Here is an 18,779-nt window from a genome sequence, read left to right on the forward strand (position 1 = left end):
GAATTCTGTGTGCTTCTTATAGAGAGACCGGCGCTTCGGTGAAACCCCCGAGCGCCGGAATGTTTCCGTTATCCGGGATATTTCCCGTCAGGAGGCCGCCAGCCAGGGCCGGTCAGCCTTCCGCTTCTCCTCGAAACTCTCGATCGAGTCGCCCTTCGCCATGGTCAGGCCGATATCGTCCAGACCATTGAGCAGGCAATGCTTGCGGAAGGAGTCTACATCGAAGGAAATCTTCTCTCCGTTCGGACGGCCGATTTCCTGGTTTTCGAGGTCGATTTCCAGAACCGCGTTGGAGCCCTTCTCGGCATCATCCATCAACTCATCAAGCTGCTCCTGGGTCACCTTGATCGGCAGGATCCCGTTCTTGAAGCAGTTGTTGAAGAAGATGTCGGCGAAGCTGGTCGAGATCACGCAGCGGATGCCGAAATCGAGCAATGCCCACGGCGCATGTTCACGCGAGGAGCCACAGCCGAAATTCTCGCCGGCCACGATGACCTGTGACTTGCGATAAGCAGGCTTGTTCAGCACGAAGTCGGGATTCTCGCTGCCATCGTCGTTGTAGCGCATCTCGGCAAAGGCATGCTTGCCAAGACCCGACCGCTTGATGGTCTTCAGAAAGTTCTTCGGAATGATCATGTCGGTGTCGATGTTCATAATGTTCATCGGCGCCGCGACACCGGAGAGCTTGGTGAACTTGTCCATTGTCTCTCTCCTCCCTTAGTTCAGCAGATCGCGGACATCGGTCAGATGACCGGTTACCGCTGCTGCTGCCGCCATTGCCGGGCTGACGAGATGGGTCCGTCCACCACGGCCCTGACGGCCTTCGAAGTTACGGTTCGAGGTCGAGGCACAACGCTCACCCGGCTCAAGCCGATCGGCATTCATGGCCAGACACATGGAGCAACCCGGCTCACGCCACTCAAAACCGGCTTCGACGAAGATCTTGTCCAGACCCTCTTCCTCGGCCAGCTCCTTCACCACACCCGAGCCCGGGACAATAATGGCATTCACACCGTCGGCGATCTTGCGGCCCTTGACCACACCGGCAGCGATCCGCAGATCTTCCAACCGCCCGTTGGTGCAGGAGCCGATGAAGACACGGTCGATCTTCACCTCATTGATCGGCACACCTGCTTCCAGACCCATATATTCGAGCGAGCGGGCGATCTTCGCCTTGCGCACAGGGTCTGCAAGCTGTTCGGGGTCCGGAATACTAGCGGTGATCGGGATCACCTCTTCCGGGTTTGTGCCCCAGGTGACTTGCGGGACGATATCGGCCGCGTCGAGTTCCACTTCGGTGTCATAAACCGCAGCATCATCGGACGGCAGCGTCTTCCAGTAAGCGACGGCCTGCTCCCAGGCGGCGCCCTTCGGCGCGAAAGGCCGGCCCTTCAGATAGTCGAAGGTGGTCTCATCCGGCGCGATCAGACCCGCGCGGGCGCCCGCCTCAATGGACATGTTGCAGATGGTCATCCGCGCTTCCATCGAGAGGTTGCGGATCGCGTCGCCAGCGAACTCGATGACATGACCGGTCCCGCCTGCGGTGCCGATCTTACCGATGATGGCCAGAACCACGTCCTTGGAATTCACGCCCTTCGGCAGCGCGCCCTTGACCGTGATCCGCATGTTCTTGGCAGGGGACTGCACAAGCGTCTGGGTTGCCAGCACATGCTCTACCTCGGAGGTGCCGATACCGAACGCCAGCGCGCCGAACGCGCCATGAGTCGAGGTATGGCTATCACCGCAAACAATCGTCGTTCCCGGCAGAGTGAAGCCCTGTTCAGGGCCTATGATGTGCACGATGCCCCGGCGATTGTCGGTCATGCTGAAATAGGGCACGCCGAAATCGGAGACATTCGCCTCAAGGGTCGCGACCTGGATCCGGGACTCCTCGTCGGTAATGCCCTGGTCGAGATCCTTTGTCGGAACATTGTGGTCGGCGACCGCAAGGGTAAGATCCGGGCGGCGCACCTGGCGGCCGGCGTTCCGGAGCCCCTCGAAGGCCTGTGGGCTGGTTACTTCATGAACCAGGTGTCGATCGATATAGATCAGGCATGTACCATCGTCCTGGACGTCGACCAGGTGATCCTGCCAGATTTTATCGAACAGCGTACGCGGCTTGGACATCGCTGTTATGCTTCCTCTCGTCTCTCTGCTCGGCCCCGGTTTATTTGGGAACAGATGTCCCACCGGATGCCACAGCACCATATCTCTCGTCGTTCACGACGGGGCCGGAGCATACCGAGTCGCTCCCGGCGACAAAAGCTGAATCTTGCGGTAAATCCGGGCTTTTTAGAAATAATCAAACTGATAAAGGCCAATCCCGAATGGATCTGAACTCGATTACTTCCATATTGGAAGCGGCCAACCATTGGCAACTCGGCTTCGGTGCTGCTGCGGTTGGTCTGGCCGGTCTGGTACGGGGATTTTCCGGGTTTGGCGCGGCCATGATTTCCATCCCGTTATTGAGCCTGCTTTTCGGCCCGCAAACCGCCCTTGCCTGCCTGACGACGATGGAAATTCCGGCACAGATCCAGCTATTGCGCATGTCGCGCCGGGAGGCGGACTGGAAGCAGGCGGCCCCCATGGCGCTCGGCGGCATCGTCGCCCTGCCGCTCGGCACCTGGATTCTGGTCAGCATTGATCAGGACCTGCTGAGACGGCTGATTTCCGGCATCGTCCTGCTTCTGGTCGTGCTGCTGGCGAGCGGATACCGGCACACGATCTCCCGCCGGCTGGGGATCGATGTCGCTGTAGGTGCCGTTGCCGGTTTCCTGAACGGATCGACCGGGCTCGGTGGGCCGCCGATTATCTTCTACCTGCTTTCCGGACCCTATGCCCCGGCAGCGGTGCGGGCCAACATCACCGCGTTTTTCCAGATCGGCTTCATCTTCGTTGTCGCCAGCTATTTCTGGTTCGGCGTGCTCACGCCTGAACGCATGCTGCTTGGCGCAGCATTCGCGCCCTTCTATGTGGGCGGAATCTGGCTGGGCGGGAAGTTGTTCTACAAGGCGAACGAGCAGACCTTCAGGCGCATTGCCTATCTGCTGCTAGCCGTGATCGGCGGCGGAACGTTGTTCAACTGACCGGCCCCAACTCCCGAAAGACCTAAAGCAGACCCGCAAACGCAAACGGGAGCGCCAAGGCGCTCCCGTCCGGAATTCATATGGACCAATGCTTATGCCGTCTTGGTCTTGGTCCAGGTGTTCTTTTCGGCAATACGAGCCGACTTACCGCGACGACCGCGCAGATAGTAGAGCTTCGCGCGGCGCACTTTACCGCGACGAACTACTTCGATGCTGTCCAGGCGCGGGGAGTAGAGCGGAAATACTCGCTCGACGCCTTCGCCATAGGAAATCTTGCGGACGGTGAACGCGGAGTTCAGGCCGTCATTCTTGCGCGCGATGCAGACACCTTCATAGGCCTGGATACGCTCGCGGGTACCTTCGACAACACGCACGTTAACACGCACAGTGTCACCCGGGCCGAATTCCGGAATCGGACGTTCGGAAGAGAGCTTTTCAACCTGCTCTTGTTCGATCTGTTGAACGATATTCATTCTTCTTCTCCATTTCGTGCCAGTGGCGACCGGTCCATCCAGGGACCGGTGAATACCGGCTTCTTCTATAAAACACACAGCTCTTGCGTGCCCGGTTATCGGACCGCAGAGGAGCGGCGTGCCGCTACCGTTCGAGCGAGATCCGGACAGCCAAGCCGTCCATGCCGCTCACTCTTCCGATCCGCGATAACGGGCCCAAAGATCGGGCCGGCGCTGCCGCGTGATCTCTTCCGACTGTTCCCGCCGCCAGGATCGTATCTTGGCGTGGTGGCCGGAAAGCAGGATCTCGGGGACGGACACACCGTTCCATTCCCGAGGCTGCGTATAGTGGGGGTACTCAAGCAACCCCTCTTCAAAACTTTCCTCGTCCAGCGTTTCCGCCGCACCGAGTACGCCCGGCAGCAGACGGATGCAGGCATCCAGCAGCGCCAGGGCCGGGATCTCGCCGCCCGAAAGCACGAAATCCCCAAGGCTGACCTCTTCCAGGCAACGAGCATCGATCACCCGCTGGTCAAGGCCTTCGTAACGCCCGCAAACCAGCACCACACCAGGTTCGGCCGCAAGCTCCCGCGCCATCGCCTGGTCGAACCTGGCACCGCGCGGGCTTAGATAGATACGCCGGCCCGGCATATCATCGACAGAGGCCATAGCCGCGTCGACCACATCGGGCCGCATCACCATTCCGGAACCGCCCCCAAAAGGGGTTTCGTCCACGGAGCGGTGCTTATCGCGTGCAAAATCCCTGATGTCCAGAGATTTCAGGGACCAAAGCCCGGACTTCCGGGCCTTGTCCGCAATAGAGTGACCCAGCGGCCCCGGAAACATTTCCGGGAACAGACTGAGCACGGTCGCCTGCCATGGCGCACCGCCCTCAGCGCTCATCGCCCAATCCCTCAGCACCGGCGCCCTCGGCGCCGGAGGCTTCCGCCTCGTCCTCCAGCAAACCTGCCGGCGGATCGACCACCAGACGGCCTGCGTCGAGATCGATTTCCGGTATCACCTCACCATTGAACGGCACCAGTACCGTCTTGCGGCCGCCGTCGAGTCGGATTTCCAGAAGATCGCCGGCGCCGAAATTCTGCACCGCAACGACCTCTCCGAGAGACTCCCCCCCGACCAGATCCGCCCGAAGACCGATCAGGTCCGCGTGGTAGAACTCGTCCTCGTCCGCTTCCGGCAGCCTATCCCGGTCGATCTGCAATTCGGTGCCCTTCAGGGCTTCGGCCGCGTTACGATCGCTGACCCCCGCAAGGCGCACCAACAGCACACCCTTTGCCCGGCCGGTCACCTCAAGCTCGTAGCTCTTCCCGGCAGCATCCTTCAGTGGCCCATAGGCAACGATATCGTCCGGATCCTCGGTGAAACTCTTCACCCGGACCAGACCCCGCACCCCATGGACGCCGACAATGACGCCAAGTGTGACCGGCTCGGCCATAAGGTCTTAGCCCTCAGCCGGTGCTTCCTCGGCCGGAGCAGCAGCAGCGGCTTCGGCGGCAGCAGCTTCAGCGGCATCGGCGGCCTTCTGGGCTTCTTCTTCTTCACGTTCCTGGCGCTTGCGGCCAGGTGCGGATTTCTTCGGCTGGTCGCGATATTCGAACTTCTCGAGCAGTTCGATGCTGGCCAGCATCTTGTGGACACGGTCGGTCGGCTTGGCGCCAACGGACATCCAATGCTTGATGCGGTCTTCCTTGACCACGAGACGTGCTTCGTGACCCTTCGGCAGCATCGGGTTGTACGTGCCGAGCCTTTCGATAAAGAGGCCATCGCGCGGGGACGTGCCCTCAGCGACGACGATGCGGTAGAACGGGCGCTTTTTGGCGCCGCCGCGTGACAGACGAATGCGAAGTGACATTGGGTATTCCTTTCAGTAACGCTCTTAGCTTTTCACTCGTGTTCGATTATTTCTTGCCTGGGAAACCGGGCGGCAGCATGCCTCCCGGAAGCTTCGGCATTCCCTGACCACCAAGACCCGACGGCAATTGTCCGGGCATCTGACCAGGCGCCGGCATGCCGGGCATGCCGCCCCCACCGCCGAGAAGCGCCCCGAGGCCCTTCATGCCGCCCTTCTTGCCCATCTGTTTCATAACCCGCGTCATGTCCTGGTGCTGCTTCAGGAGCTTGTTCACTTCCTGAACGCTGGTCCCGGACCCGGCCGCGATACGGCGGCGGCGCGAGGCATTCATCAGTTTCACGTTCTTCCGCTCCACCTTCGTCATGGAGAGAATGATCGCTTCCTGCTTCTTGATGACGCTGTCGTCCATATTGGCGCCGGCCATCTGTTTCTGCAGCTTGCCCATGCCCGGAAGCATGGACATGACACCGCCGAGGCCGCCCATCTTCTTCACCTGACGAAGCTGCGAGAGCATGTCCTCAAGATCGAAGGCGCCCTTCTGCATCTTCTTGGCGATGCGCTCGGCTTCCTCGACCTCGATGGTCTCGGCAGCCTTCTCAACCAAGCTGACCACGTCGCCCATGCCGAGAATCCGGCCGGCGACCCGTTCCGGATGGAAATCTTCCAGCGCATCCGCGCGCTCACCGACACCCACCGCCTTGATCGGCACGCCTGTGACGGCCCGCATGGAGAGAGCCGCACCGCCGCGCGCATCGCCGTCCATCCGGGTCAGCACGATACCGGTCAGCCCAACCCGCTCATTGAAGTTACGTGCCGTGGTGACGGCGTCCTGGCCGGTCATGGCGTCGGCAACCAGAAGGGTCTCTACCGGCTTCACCGCCTCGCGGACCTGGATCACCTCATCCATCATCGACTCATCGATGGAGAGCCGACCGGCGGTATCCAGCATAACCACATCGAAGCCTTGCAGCTTGCCAGCGGTCATAGCCCGTTTCGCAATCGAAACAGGTGTTTCATTCTCGGAAATCGGCAGCGTCGCCACCTCGATCTGCTCACCCAGTACGCGAAGCTGTTCGCGGGCAGCCGGGCGGTAGATATCGAGCGAGGCCATCAAGACCTTCTTGCGGTCCCGTTCCTTCAGGCGCCGGGCCAGTTTGGCCGTGCTGGTGGTTTTACCGCCACCCTGCAGTCCCACCATCAGGATCGGCACTGGCGGGACAGCGTTCAGATTGATACCGCTGGCATCGGTGCCAAGCATTTCCACGAGATTGTCGTGAACGATCTTGATGACCTGCTGGCCCGGAGACACCGACTTGATGACTTCCTGGCCGATGGCGCGCTCACGCACCTTGTCGACGAATTCCTTGACCACCGGCAGCGCGACATCGGCCTCAAGCAAGGCCACACGCACTTCGCGCAGCGCCGCGGTCACGTCCGCTTCCTTGAGCGCGCCGCGTTTCTTGAGGCGATCGAAAACGTCGCCGAGCCGGTTCTGCAAACTGTCGAACATGTGTTCGTTAGCTCCAATTTTTCCCGGATTTACCAGACAGTCGAGACGCAAAACGAGAGCGCGCCCGTGCTCGAACACTCGAGGACGGACGGAACCCGTGAAGGTCTCAGCGCACTGATTTTTGCCGAGAGCGCCGGAACATATGAGCGTCAACGTGCCGAGTCAAGCATTCCCGCGTTCCTCACGCCCTCGGATGAGGCTCGTCCGATCCAGACACAAGAGCCGTCATTCTGTCGTTTTTTCATTAGCCTCAAGCAGCCCGGACTCTTAGCGTGGCCCTGGCACCGGATCACCCTGCCGGATCGACCGGATGGCCAAAGAAGCGCGACGGAGTCTACCTTAATGAAACTGGAAAGCCTGAAGACTTTCATTGTCGGCAATCCGCCTCCCGGCTTCGGCGGCCGTTATTTCCTGTTCCTGAAGCTGCGCACCGCCTGCGGTATCGAAGGCGTCGGCGAGGTCTATGCCGCCAGTTTCGGCCCGAAGACCACCGTCGCCATGGTCGAGGATGTTTTCAGCCGCTATCTCGAAGGCCGGGACCCGCATCATATCGAGCGGTTCTGGCGCCGAGCGCATGGCTCCGGCTTCAGTCAGCGACCCGACCCATCAATGATGGGTGTGGTCAGCGCGCTGGAGATGGCCTGCTGGGATATTGTCGGCAAGGCGGCCAACAAGCCGGTCTACGAGCTGCTTGGCGGACAGGTGAACGAGCGGCTGCGGACCTACACCTACCTCTATCCGCGTCCCGAAGACGATCCGGCCACCTTCTACAACAGCCCGGAGAAGAGCGCCGAGGCCGCAGTGGCATGTGTGGCCGAAGGTTTCACCGCGCTGAAGTTCGACCCTGCAGGCCCCTATACCGCATTCGGCGGGCACCAGCCGGACATGGAGATCCTCGACCGCTCGGAAGCCTTCTGCCGATTGATCCGGGAGGCCATCGGCGACAAGGCCGACCTGTTGTTCGGCACCCACGGCCAGTTCACCGCCTCTGGCGCAAAGCGCCTCGCCCGGCGGCTGGAGCCTTATGACCCGCTGTGGTTCGAGGAACCCACTCCGCCGGACATGCCGGAAGAAATGGCGAAGGTGGCCGAGGCAACCTCGATCCCGATTGCCACGGGAGAGCGGCTGACCACCAAGTGGGAATTCAAGCGCGTGCTGGAAACCGGCGCCGCCTCCATCATACAGATGAATCTGGGCCGGGTAGGCGGTATCCTCGAAGGCAAGAAGATCGCCGGCATGGCCGAGGCCTTCTACGCCCAGATCGCCCCGCACCTCTATTGCGGCCCGGTGGTCGGCGCCGCCAACGTCCAGCTCGCCACCTGCACGCCGAACTTCCTGGTGCTGGAAAGCATCCGGAAATGGGACGGCTTCCATGCGGACATCCTGAAGACGCCGATGCGTTGGGAAGAAGGCTATGTCATCCCACCGAAAGCTCCAGGTCTCGGAGTAGAGCTGAACGAAGAGGTGGCGCTCGCTCATCCTTACGAAGGCAACGAGCTGCATCTGCAAATGAGCCAGGAGCCGTTCGAAGTCGCAGGCAAGCCGTTCGGGGGCGGATGATCTATCCTGCAAGACCATCGAACTGGTGCCGGTCCATGCCTGCCTCGACACCGGCCTCGACCAGAAGAGCCCAGGTTCCCGGATCGACCGGAACACCATTAGCCCGGCGATCAGCGCCGGTCTCGCGCTCCGGCTCGCCCGGCACCCGAACCTTGTCGACGCCCTCACCCGGCCGGGCGCCCGCAACGTAGCCAAGCATGGCATCGATGGTGCTGGCGAACGGAATGTCGGCACCGAAACCTTTCGGATCGATGATCACCGTCAGCATATTGTTGCAGATCGTGTCCCTGCCCTCATGCACAGGATCGGTGACCGGTCCGCCAAGCAGTGCGGCGCCGAGGATTTCGCCAAGAAGGGCGAGCCCATAGCCTTTGTGCTCGCCAAAACTGGTAAGGGCTCCCCTCGGCTCCTCGAACATCACAGCCGCGTTTCGGGTCGGCACACCTCGGTGATCGATCAGCGATCCCGCCCCGACTTCCTTCCCCGCATTAAAAGCGACCCGCGCCTTGCCAAAGGCAATCCGGCTGGTTGCCATATCAAGAACGACCATCGGATTCTTTTCAGTCGCTGGGATAGCGGTGCAATAGGGGTTGGTCGAATAGCGCGCTTCCGCCCCGCCGTGGGGCGCGACGATGGGCTTGTGACCGATCACGTTGACGAAATGGATGGAGATAAAACCCTCTTGCGCGCAGATCTCACCCCAGGCCCCGATACGGCCCAGATGGTGCGTGTTGCGCAGGCCGACTATGGCGGCTCCCGCCGTCCGCGCCCGGTCGAGACCAAGCTGCATCGCCTCGCCGCCCGTCACCTGACCATAGGCCATGTTACCGTCCAGCAGCAGATAGACGCCATTGTCCGACACAAGACTAACATGGCCATTGACGGTCAGCGTGCCAGTCTTGGCGTGCCGCATGTATTGCGCGACCAGCCCGACCCCATGACTGTCATGACCGAGCAGGTTGGCTTCCACAAGATTATGCGCCACCTGCCGCGCTTCTTCGGGATCACTCCCAGCCCGTCCGATCATCTCCGTGACCAGGTTTTCCAGTGCGTCATGCGCGACGGTGATCATAGCTCGCTCCCCAACGTAAATTTAGGCACACGGTAACGATGGCAACGGCATATTGGAACTGCCGGAAACAGAGGATATATATGCTCGCATGAGACAGATCGAATTCCTCAAGATGCATGGCCTCGGCAACGACTTTGTCGTGCTGGACGGTCGCCTTCCCGGCCCCACCCTCGGGGTCGCGGACTATCGCGCAGTCGGCGACCGGCGGCGCGGCGTTGGCTATGACCAGTTCCTGACCATCGAGGCACCGAAGAATGGCGGCGATGCCTTCATGCGCATCCATAACCCGGACGGCAGCGAGGCCGGCGCCTGCGGTAACGGCACGCGCTGCGTCGCAGGTCTGGTGATGGACGAACTCGACAAGGACCGGATTGATCTCGAAACGGTTGCGGGCACGCTGGTCTGCGAGCGGGTCGAGGGTGGTCGTGTGCGGGTCGATATGGGACCAGCGCGGCTCGATGCCGCCGCCATTCCGTTGTCGGTGGAGACCGACACGCTTTCCGTCGAGATCCCGGACGCGCCCTATTCCGGCGCCTGCTGCGTCAATATGGGCAACCCTCATGCCGTCTTCTTCGTCGATGACGTGGAGGCGGTGAAGCTCACCGAGGTTGGCCCGAAACTGGAACTGCATCCGATCTTCCCGGACCGGGCGAATATCGAGTTTGCTGAAATTCGCGGGCCGGAACTCATCCGCATGCGGGTCTGGGAACGCGGCGCGGGCATCACCGAGGCCTGCGGGTCGGGTGCCTGCGCGGTACTGGTCGCAGCCGCGCGCAAGGGCCTGACCGGGCGCAAGGCGGACGTTGAACTGGACGGTGGTGTTCTCACCATTGAGTGGCGCGAGGACGGCCATGTGTTGATGACGGGGCCCGTCGCCACCAGCTTCCGCGGCACGCTTGACCTCGATACGCTTTTATTGAGGCCGGAATCCTAATTACTTTTCATCACCGTCTAAGAAACTGCGTTGAGCATACTGAGGGGGCAGATCTAACTCCCAAGTGTGCTTGACGCTTATCCCTAACTTATTCGCAAAACTCGCTTGATTGGTGTCGTCGGTATAAAAAATCTCTGCAGAGTTAACCTTTGCAACAATAGCGATTTGTCGATCAAATTTAACCTCGTTCCAACTTGCCTGAATTCCGCTTTTTTTATCACCCAAACTTATCGCATTTTGCGTTTCTATAGCTAATTCGATGGCACTCTTTGCATCAAATGACGCTATCTCAAAATAGGATGAGTTATTAATTTCAGATACTGCCGCCGCCACACTGGGAACCGCTGTAAGTAGCTCCGCTAAACATGGAGTAGGGAGGATTATCGTATCTCCTGAGTTGGAGTGGCGATCTATCATCGCATCAATTCGTTCCCTGCAGTAACTCACTGGCTGATTTGTGGCTGGATCCGGCCGTGGTTTTGAATGAGGATTCAGAATGAGAGTAAGAAACGTATTATCTAGAGCCACAATCAATGTAATTGACCACCTGTTTCTTCAATCTTGTCGATTTCCAGCAACGGGTCCTCTGGCCAATTTATATCCAGATTTCGAATTTGATCTACTGTGGCCCTCAATCCCTTCGCATTAACCGGAGAAAAATCAGTTATTACAAAATCATCAATATTCCAATTTCCTTGAACAGACCGCGTCCAGTTACCTCGGCCACTTACTTTTACGTTTTCGAATAAAAAATCTCGGAGGGATTTTCCAATAGACTTGGTAGTTGTACAAAAAACAACACCATGATTATCAGTATTAATTCTGATTTTCACATCATCTTTATTTCCAGCTATATGATAGAGCTCACCAGAAAAGGTGGCCATATCGCGGATATGATATAGAGCCTGTTCTTCAGATTTTTTACCTGGGAATTTAATTATATTATTTCTTGTGTTGTCAAAAAATTCACCGCTTGTTCCATCTTCACAGAGCATAGCATTTAACGTATCGCGAGCACGGACAGCACGCTTAGGCGCTTCACCACTATTAAGCTGTTTTACTCTTTCAGAAATTTTCGCTTCGGTGTCTGGATCGACCTTAAACGCACTTCCGTGAGAGCTTTCGAATAAGCGAACCAAGTGCATACCATCCGCAATATCAAGCATTTGGTTGATTTCGTTGTAATAATTAACCAGCCGCCCAAACGGCATGGTTTCGGGCGTAAATCCGTCAATTTTAAAAGTGTAATTTGTATTTTTCGTCATTGAGACAAATTCCTTCAAGCCGATTCTAGGCTTCTAGGATTTCTAGGTAAAGACTTCTATTTAAGTACAAAAATAGGTGCACCCTACGAGATTCTAAAAACTCTTACACTCATATCCCATACCAAATCTCTATGCCGTCGATGTTTATGCCGCATATCTATGAGATAGCGACTTAATGTCAGACGTCCACTCCAATTGCCGCCACACTTGCATTTCGCGCCGATTCCGGCCATTTCTCCGGCCATGACCATGACTGACGATAATTCGGATGGACGCGAAAAGGCCCGGCCGGTCGAGACTTTCGGCTGCCGGCTGAACGCGTATGAGTCCGAGGTGATCCGCGACCATCTCGTCCGCGCCGGGCGTCAGGATGTTGTCGTGATCAATACCTGTGCCGTCACCAAGGAAGCCGAGCGGCAGGCCCGGCAGGCGATCCGCAAGGCTCGCCGCGCCAATCCGGACGCCGAGATCGTGGTCACCGGTTGCGCCGCGCAGATCAATCCGGATGCCTATGCAGCGATGGACGAGGTCAGCCGGGTGGTCGGCAACGAGGAAAAGCTGAAGGCCGAGACCTGGAGTTCTCCGGGTGAAGCCAAGATCCTCGTGAACGACATCATGAGCGTGAAGGAAACCGCCCCTCATCTGGTGGCCGGTCTAGAAGGACGCGCGCGGGCCATCGTGCAGGTCCAGCAGGGCTGCGACCATCGCTGCACCTTCTGCATCATTCCCTTCGGGCGCGGCAACAGCCGCTCGGTACCGATGGGCGAAATTGTCCGTCAGGTGCGCGAGCTGGTCACCAACGGCTATCGCGAAATCGTGCTGACCGGCGTAGACATCACCTCATACGGTGGCGATCTGCCGGGCAAGCCGGCACTCGGCCAGATGGTCCGCCGGCTGCTAGCGCAGGTGCCGGAACTGCCGCGCCTGCGGCTTTCCTCAATCGACGCGGTAGAGATCGACGACGACTTGCTGCGGCTGGTACGGGACGAGCCGCGCCTAATGCCATATCTCCATGTCAGCCTGCAGGCTGGCGATGACATGATCCTGAAGCGGATGAAGCGTCGGCATACCCGTTCCGACATCGTTACGTTCTGCCGCGAGATGCGCGCCGCACGCCCAGACATCGCCTTCGGGGCCGACATCATCGCCGGGTTTCCGACCGAGGATGAGGAGATGTTCGCCAACAGCCTCGCTCTGGTCGAGGAATGCGCCATCGCCTTTCTGCATGTCTTCCCTTATTCGGCCCGGCCCGGCACCCCCGCCGCCCACATGCCGCAAGTCCACGGCCCCGTCCGCAAGGAACGCGCGGCCCAGCTGCGCGCCGCCGGTGTACGCTCCCTTGCCACCTTCCTTGACGGGCTTGTCGGCAGCACCCAATCGGTGCTGGTCGAAAAGCCCGGCCTTGCCCGGGCGGAGAATTTCGCGCCAGTACGGATCGAGGGCGGAATCGCGGGCGAGCTGCTGTCGGTCCGCATCACCGGGACGGACGGCACCCATCTTCTTGGACAGATCGAACGGAAATCCGCCGCATGAGTGACGAGCAGGGTGAGGGCGGAGAGCGCAAGGGCTGGTTCCGGCGCCTGAAGGACGGGCTTGCCAAGTCCTCTTCAAAACTGGTCGGCGGAATTTCCGGTGTCTTCACCACAAAGAGGCTGGACGATGCCAGCCTTGAAGAGCTGGAAGACGTCCTGATCACCGCCGATCTGGGTATCGAGACATCCGCCCGGCTGATCGCCAGCCTCTCGAAGGCGAAATTTGGCAAGGACGTGACCGACGAAGAGGTCCGGACGTCTTTCGCCGAGGATATCGCCGAAATCCTGCGCCCGGCTGCCAAACCGCTCGATGTTGCGACAGACAAGAAGCCGCATATCGTCCTCATGGTTGGGGTCAATGGTAGCGGCAAGACCACAACCATCGGCAAGCTGGCCAAACAATTCAAGGATCGCGGCCTCTCGGTAATGATGGCCGCCGGAGACACTTTCCGCGCCGCAGCCATTGAGCAGCTTCAGGTCTGGGGCGAGCGCACCGGCACACCGGTCATTGCCAAAGCGCAAGGATCGGACGCGGCAGCCCTTGCCTTCGACGCCATTAACGAGGCGAAAGCGGCGGGCGCGGATGTTCTGCTGATCGACACTGCCGGTCGGTTGCAGAACCGGGCAGAGTTGATGGAAGAATTGGCCAAGGTGATCCGGGTGATCCGCAAGCAGGACGAGACGGCGCCGCACGATTGCGTGCTGGTGCTGGACGGCACGGTCGGCCAGAACGCACATAATCAGGTCAAGGCTTTCAAAGAGATGGTCGCGGTCAGCGGCCTCGTCATCACCAAGCTCGACGGCAGCACGCGGGGTGGTGTTGTCGTGGCATTGGCGGATCAGTTCGAGCTGCCCGTCCATGCAGTTGGCGTCGGCGAAAGCGCGGAAGATCTGCAACCCTTCGACGCAGATCGTTTCGCTCGCGATCTGATGGGGCTGAATTAGGTTTCCCCTACACCGCCATCCCTCCCTGCATCGTCACCCCGGCGCAGGCCGGGGCCCAGGGATCACGCAGCGGTACCCGTCATACGTGGATCCCATCCTTCGATAGGATGACGGTGGAATCATACCCCCATCGGCATTTCGGAGCGCGGGGCGAATTCGCCCTGGCCCAGCGTTTCCCGGTAATGAGCGAAGGCCCAATGCACCGTCGGGAAAGCAATCTCGTCCCACGGGATCTCGTCCCAGGTGAACAGGCCGACATCTTCGGATTCAATTCCGGGAGAGACATCTGGCGAAAGCAACCGCGCGCGGTAGATCATCTGCACCTGGCTGATACGGGGGATGTTGTAGACGCCGAGCAGCGGGCCGATCTCGATCCGGGCATGCGCCTCTTCCCAGGCTTCCCGGGCTGCTCCGTCCTGGGTCGACTCGCCCTCTTCCATGAAACCCGCCGGCAGGGTCCAGTAGCCAATCCGGGGTTCAATCGCGCGTTTGCACAAGAGGAACTTGTCCTCCCAGGTGACCACCGCGCCGACGACGATTTTCGGATTTATATAGTTGATGAAGCCACAATCGGTGCAGACCAACCGCTCGCGCTCATCCCCTTCCGGTACAAGTTTCGTTACCGGGCCTTTCAGTTCCGACCGATCCGCGGTCATGTCGCTCACCACTTGATCAAGCTTATACAAATGCCTGGAAACCGTAGCAGAGCGAAAAAAATAAAGCGCGGCCCTTTGCAAGGCCGCGCACAAACTTTGGGAAGCAGTGACTTCAGACGAAGATGTCTATCTCATCACCGCGTTGGCGTTGACTCTCCCTGCGGGCAGCGTTTCGGATCGCGGTTGCGCGCTCGTTATCACCCTGGATATCACTGCCTTCGTCTGTACTGGAGATCGCCGCCGCCGTTAGAGGGCGGTTATTCCGGTCGCGCTCCTGTTCCACCGGTCGGGGGGCAACCAGTGTCGGAAGCGTCGCATTCAGCGGGACTGATACCGGAACTGCGGGAATCATTTTCCTTCTCCAACACCATCTAATATGGGTGACGGAAGGTTGAGAGTCAATATGACCCGAGGAAACCCGGCGATTCGCGGAGTCTGAAGCCGTTAGCGATCTGCTATCAGAGCGGCCACACCGGGAAGGGTTTTACCTTCCATCCACTCAAGAAATGCGCCACCCGCCGTAGAGACGTAGCTGAAGCGTTCCGCCACCCCAGCATGTACGAGAGCTGCCACCGTATCGCCGCCACCGGCCACGCTGAGGAGCGCCCCCTGGTCGGTCAGCTCGGCCGCAGTCCGAGCGAGAGACACGGTTCCGGCGTCGAACGGCGTGATCTCGAAAGCGCCGAGCGGGCCGTTCCAGACCAGCGTCTCGCTCTCCCGCAGAACATCCGCGAACCGGGCCACGCTGTCGGGGCCGGCATCGAGAATCATCTTGTCCGCCGGAACGTCAGAAGCCGAAACCACTTCGGACGGCGCGTTCGCTGCGAATTCACCCGCGACCACACAGTCGGTCTGCAAACAGATCGTGCAACCTTCCTGTTCCGCCTTCGCAATGATCTCGCGCGCCGTGTCCGCCAGATCCCGTTCGGCGAGCGACTTGCCGACCTCGTGGCCCTGGGCATACAGGAACGTGTTCGCCATGCCACCGCCGATGATCAGGAAATCAACCTTCGGCAGCAGATTGCCGAGCAATTCCAGTTTGGTCGAAACCTTGGCCCCACCCACGACGGCGACGACCGGACGCTTTGGCGCTTCCAGCGCCTGACCGAGCGCTTCCAACTCCGCCTGCATCAACAGACCTGCATAGGCCGGCAGATGCCGGGCAAGGCCTTCCGTCGATGCATGGGCACGGTGCGCCGTGGCGAAGGCGTCGTTCACATAAACGTCGCCGAGCTTTGCCAGCGCCGCAGTGAAATCTTCCGCGTTCTTTTCCTCACCCGCATGAAAACGGAGATTCTCCAGCAGGAGCACGTCGCCATCCTTCATGGCATCGACAGCAACCGCTGCCTTTTCTCCGATGCACTCTTCCGCAAAGGTAACCGGGTCACCGCCAAGTGCCCCGGACAGGGTAGCCACGATCGGCGCCAGCGACATTTCCGCAACCCTTGCTCCCTTCGGGCGCCCGAAATGGGAGAGCACCACGACTTTCGCACCTTTTCCCCGAAGTGCTCGGATTGTCGGCACAGCCCGGTCGATCCGCGTTGCGTCCGTCACCGCACCGTCTTTCATCGGCACATTCAAGTCAACGCGGAGCAAAACGGTCTGGCCACGAGCGTCAAGGTCTTCGAGTGTGCGATAAGCTGGCATTGTCAGGTCTCCGCGCCGATTTCCGGCGCTTTCAATCACAGTCGGATCGCAGTTTCAAGTGCGGTCACGTGTGGCGTGCCTACTTATAGGGATCAGCTGCGTCACGCAGGCCATCGCCAAAGAAGTTAAAAGCCAGAACAACGAGGATCACCGGAATCACCGGAGTCATAATCCACGGATAGAGTTCCACCGCATTAATGTTCTGCGCTTCCGTCAGCAGTACCCCCCATGAGGTGATCGGCGGACGCAATCCGAGACCGAGGAAACTCAAAGCCGTCTCACCCAGGATCATCGATGGGATAGAGAGCGTGGCCGATGCGATCAGGTGGCTCATGAAGCTCGGCAGCAGGTGCCGTCCGATAATCCGGCGCGGCTTCGCACCCATAAGCTGGGCGGCAACCGCAAAGTCCTCCTCACGCAAGGCCAGCAACTTGGAGCGGACCGCACGAGCGAGGCCAGTCCAGTCCAGCAACCCAAGAATGATGGTGATCCCGAAATAGATCAGGATCGGGCTCCAGGTTACCGGCAAGGCGGCAGAGAGCGCCATCCAGAGCGGCAGTTCCGGAAAAGACCGGATCACCTCAATCACCCGCTGGGTCAGGCTATCGATCCAGCCGCCGTAATAACCGGCCATGCCACCGATCACGATCCCAAGCACGAAACTGACCGCAATGCCGATCAGGCCAACGGTGAGCGAAATCCGGGTGCCATAAATGATCCGCGAGAACATGTCACGGCCAAGCCGGTCCGTACCGAGCAGGAAGAAGGTCCCGCCCTCGGCCGGACAGATCAGGTGGAAATCCATCTCCACCATACCCCAAAATCGGTATTGATCGCCGCTGCAGAAGAAACGCAGCTCCTGCACCTTCTCCGGGTTGTCTGTGTATTCGCGCTTCAGGTTGCGCATGTTCAGCGTGTAATCGAGCCCGTAGACGAACGGCCCAACAAAACTACCTTCATGGAACAAATGCACCGGCTGCGGCGGGGCATAGATATGATCCGTGTGCCGGGTGGCCAAACCGTAAGGCGCGATCATCTCGCTGATGATGGTCGAAAGATACAGAAAGACAAGAAACAGCCCCGAGATGACCGCGACGCGGTGGCGCTTCAGCTTCCACCACATCATCTGCCACTGAGACGCCATGTAATAGCGTTCCTGCTCGGGCGTCAGCACCGTGTCCGCATTCGGATTAAACGGCTCCCGGTTCACGTAATGATCGGTACGCGGCCCTTCGCCAGAGGTGATACTCATCGGTTCGTCCCTCCGCCGAGCCTGATGCGCGGATCAAGTACCGCCAGCAACAGATCGGAGATGAACATGCCGATCACGGTCAGCATCGCCAGGAACATCAGGAAGGAGCCGGCGAGGTACATATCCTGGCTCTGCAACGCGCCAATCAGCATCGGGCCTGTCGTCGGCAGGGACAGAACCATGGCAACCACGGCGGAGCCGGAAATCACCTGGGGCAGCATGTTGCCGATATCGGCGATGAAGGGGTTCAGCGACATCCGCAGCGGGTATTTCATCAGTGCCTTGAATGGATGCAGGCCCTTGGCCCGGGCCGTCACGACATATTGCTTCTGCAGCTCGTCCAACAGATTTGCGCGCAGCCGCCGGATCATCGCTGCGGTTCCGGATGTGCCGATAACCACCACTGGAACCCAGAGATGCTCCAGCACTGACATCACCTTCTCGCCGTTCCAAGGCTGATCGAGATATTTCGGGTCCATCAGACCACCGATGGACGTCCCGAACCAGATGTTGGCGAGATAGAGAAGGATCAGCGCCAGCAGGAAGTTCGGCGTGGCAAGTCCGATGAAGCCAAGGAACGTCAGGCCGTAATCGCCAAGGCTGTACTGGTGGGTCGCCGAATAGATGCCGATCGGAAACGCCACCACCCAGATGAAGATAATGGTGGCAAAATTCAGAACGAAGGTCAGGAACACCCGGTCACCGACCACATCAGCGACAGGCAGCTGGTATTCAAAGGAATAGCCGTAATCGCCCTGCAAGAGGCCAGTCGCCCAATGGAAATACTGCTCGTACATTGGCCGGTCGAGGCCGTATTGCGCGCGCAGAGCCTCGATCTTGGACTGGTCAACATTCTCACCCTGGCTCTGCATCTCGTTGATCATCGTCGTGAGATAATCGCCGGGCGGCAGCTGGATGATGATGAAGGTTATGATGCTGATTGCGATCAGCGTCGGGATCATGATCAGAATGCGGCGGGCTAGGTAGGTCAGCAC

Annotated in this window: 20 protein-coding genes; 5 read left to right on the forward strand and 15 right to left on the reverse strand. The window is 59.4% G+C overall.

Features of this window, described 5'->3' with window-relative positions; all coding sequences use genetic code 11:
• Positions 1–87: 87 nt before the first annotated feature.
• Both leuD and leuC read right to left on the reverse strand, forming a co-directional pair.
• Positions 88–702, reverse strand: a complete 615-nt coding sequence (gene leuD / locus ABJ076_RS02795; RefSeq protein ID WP_348186554.1) for a 3-isopropylmalate dehydratase small subunit — start codon at positions 700–702, stop codon at positions 88–90.
• A 15-nt stretch (positions 703–717) separates the two neighbouring features.
• Positions 718–2,127, reverse strand: coding sequence for a 3-isopropylmalate dehydratase large subunit (leuC, locus tag ABJ076_RS02800; protein WP_348186552.1), 1,410 nt, complete (start codon positions 2,125–2,127; stop codon positions 718–720).
• Positions 2,128–2,327: 200 nt separating this feature from the next.
• Between leuC and ABJ076_RS02805 the strand changes: the two genes are divergently transcribed.
• Positions 2,328–3,086, forward strand: a complete 759-nt coding sequence (locus ABJ076_RS02805) for a sulfite exporter TauE/SafE family protein (RefSeq protein ID WP_348186550.1) — start codon at positions 2,328–2,330, stop codon at positions 3,084–3,086.
• Positions 3,087–3,178: 92 nt separating this feature from the next.
• Here the strand turns inward: ABJ076_RS02805 and rplS are convergent, their stop codons facing one another.
• From rplS to ffh, 5 genes are all read right to left on the reverse strand, one after another.
• On the reverse strand, positions 3,179–3,559 hold the full coding sequence (rplS, locus tag ABJ076_RS02810; protein WP_348186548.1) for a 50S ribosomal protein L19: 381 nt from the start codon (positions 3,557–3,559) through the stop codon (positions 3,179–3,181).
• Between the two features lie 168 nt (positions 3,560–3,727).
• Positions 3,728–4,441, reverse strand: coding sequence for a tRNA (guanosine(37)-N1)-methyltransferase TrmD (gene trmD / locus ABJ076_RS02815; RefSeq protein WP_348186546.1), 714 nt, complete (start codon positions 4,439–4,441; stop codon positions 3,728–3,730).
• Positions 4,431–4,994, reverse strand: coding sequence for a ribosome maturation factor RimM (gene rimM / locus ABJ076_RS02820; protein WP_348186544.1), 564 nt, complete (start codon positions 4,992–4,994; stop codon positions 4,431–4,433). The genes trmD and rimM overlap by 11 nt, the downstream gene beginning before the upstream one ends.
• 6 nt (positions 4,995–5,000) lie before the next feature.
• Positions 5,001–5,411: a 30S ribosomal protein S16 gene (gene rpsP, locus ABJ076_RS02825; protein ID WP_348186542.1), complete on the reverse strand. Its 411-nt coding sequence runs from the start codon at positions 5,409–5,411 to the stop codon at positions 5,001–5,003.
• Between the two features lie 46 nt (positions 5,412–5,457).
• On the reverse strand, positions 5,458–6,921 hold the full coding sequence (gene ffh / locus ABJ076_RS02830; protein ID WP_348186540.1) for a signal recognition particle protein: 1,464 nt from the start codon (positions 6,919–6,921) through the stop codon (positions 5,458–5,460).
• Positions 6,922–7,263: 342 nt separating this feature from the next.
• Between ffh and ABJ076_RS02835 the strand changes: the two genes are divergently transcribed.
• On the forward strand, positions 7,264–8,481 hold the full coding sequence (locus tag ABJ076_RS02835) for a mandelate racemase/muconate lactonizing enzyme family protein (RefSeq protein ID WP_348186538.1): 1,218 nt from the start codon (positions 7,264–7,266) through the stop codon (positions 8,479–8,481).
• 1 nt (position 8,482) lies between these two features.
• Here ABJ076_RS02835 and ABJ076_RS02840 read toward each other — a convergent pair whose 3' ends face one another.
• Entirely contained in the window at positions 8,483–9,553 is a 1,071-nt protein-coding gene (locus ABJ076_RS02840; RefSeq protein ID WP_348186536.1) for a malate/lactate/ureidoglycolate dehydrogenase, read from the reverse strand.
• 88 nt (positions 9,554–9,641) lie between these two features.
• Here ABJ076_RS02840 and dapF point away from each other — a divergent pair, with 88 nt between their 5' ends.
• Positions 9,642–10,487: a diaminopimelate epimerase gene (gene dapF, locus ABJ076_RS02845; protein ID WP_348186534.1), complete on the forward strand. Its 846-nt coding sequence runs from the start codon at positions 9,642–9,644 to the stop codon at positions 10,485–10,487.
• Here the strand turns inward: dapF and ABJ076_RS02850 are convergent, their stop codons facing one another.
• A complete protein-coding gene (locus tag ABJ076_RS02850) occupies positions 10,488–10,904 on the reverse strand; it encodes a hypothetical protein (protein ID WP_348186532.1) in 417 nt (138 codons plus the stop codon).
• Positions 10,905–11,017: 113 nt separating this feature from the next.
• On the reverse strand, positions 11,018–11,752 hold the full coding sequence (locus ABJ076_RS02855) for a hypothetical protein (RefSeq protein ID WP_348186530.1): 735 nt from the start codon (positions 11,750–11,752) through the stop codon (positions 11,018–11,020).
• Positions 11,753–12,001: 249 nt separating this feature from the next.
• Between ABJ076_RS02855 and mtaB the strand changes: the two genes are divergently transcribed.
• Positions 12,002–13,285 carry a tRNA (N(6)-L-threonylcarbamoyladenosine(37)-C(2))-methylthiotransferase MtaB gene (gene mtaB / locus ABJ076_RS02860; RefSeq protein WP_348186529.1) on the forward strand — a complete coding sequence of 428 codons (1,284 nt, stop codon included), beginning with the start codon at positions 12,002–12,004 and terminating at the stop codon, positions 13,283–13,285.
• On the forward strand, positions 13,282–14,229 hold the full coding sequence (gene ftsY, locus ABJ076_RS02865; protein ID WP_348186527.1) for a signal recognition particle-docking protein FtsY: 948 nt from the start codon (positions 13,282–13,284) through the stop codon (positions 14,227–14,229). The genes mtaB and ftsY overlap by 4 nt, the downstream gene beginning before the upstream one ends.
• A 119-nt stretch (positions 14,230–14,348) precedes the next feature.
• Here ftsY and ABJ076_RS02870 read toward each other — a convergent pair whose 3' ends face one another.
• The 5 genes from ABJ076_RS02870 to ABJ076_RS02890 form a co-directional block, all read right to left on the reverse strand.
• The gene (locus ABJ076_RS02870; RefSeq protein ID WP_348186525.1) at positions 14,349–14,885 is read right to left on the reverse strand and encodes an NUDIX hydrolase; all 537 of its coding nucleotides are present in this window, start codon (positions 14,883–14,885) and stop codon (positions 14,349–14,351) included.
• A gap of 112 nt (positions 14,886–14,997) precedes the next feature.
• Positions 14,998–15,237 (reverse strand): hypothetical protein, encoded by a 240-nt coding sequence (locus ABJ076_RS02875; RefSeq protein ID WP_348186523.1) that lies wholly within the window; start codon positions 15,235–15,237, stop codon positions 14,998–15,000.
• A 92-nt stretch (positions 15,238–15,329) separates the two neighbouring features.
• Positions 15,330–16,532, reverse strand: a complete 1,203-nt coding sequence (locus ABJ076_RS02880; protein WP_348186521.1) for a phosphoglycerate kinase — start codon at positions 16,530–16,532, stop codon at positions 15,330–15,332.
• Positions 16,533–16,611: 79 nt separating this feature from the next.
• On the reverse strand, positions 16,612–17,784 hold the full coding sequence (locus tag ABJ076_RS02885; protein ID WP_348186519.1) for an ABC transporter permease: 1,173 nt from the start codon (positions 17,782–17,784) through the stop codon (positions 16,612–16,614).
• On the reverse strand, positions 17,781–18,779 hold the full coding sequence (locus ABJ076_RS02890; RefSeq protein ID WP_348186517.1) for an ABC transporter permease: 999 nt from the start codon (positions 18,777–18,779) through the stop codon (positions 17,781–17,783). The genes ABJ076_RS02885 and ABJ076_RS02890 overlap by 4 nt, the downstream gene beginning before the upstream one ends.

The sequence above is a fragment of the Nisaea sp. genome, assembly GCF_039990255.1.
GTDB lineage: Bacteria > Pseudomonadota > Alphaproteobacteria > Thalassobaculales > Thalassobaculaceae > Nisaea.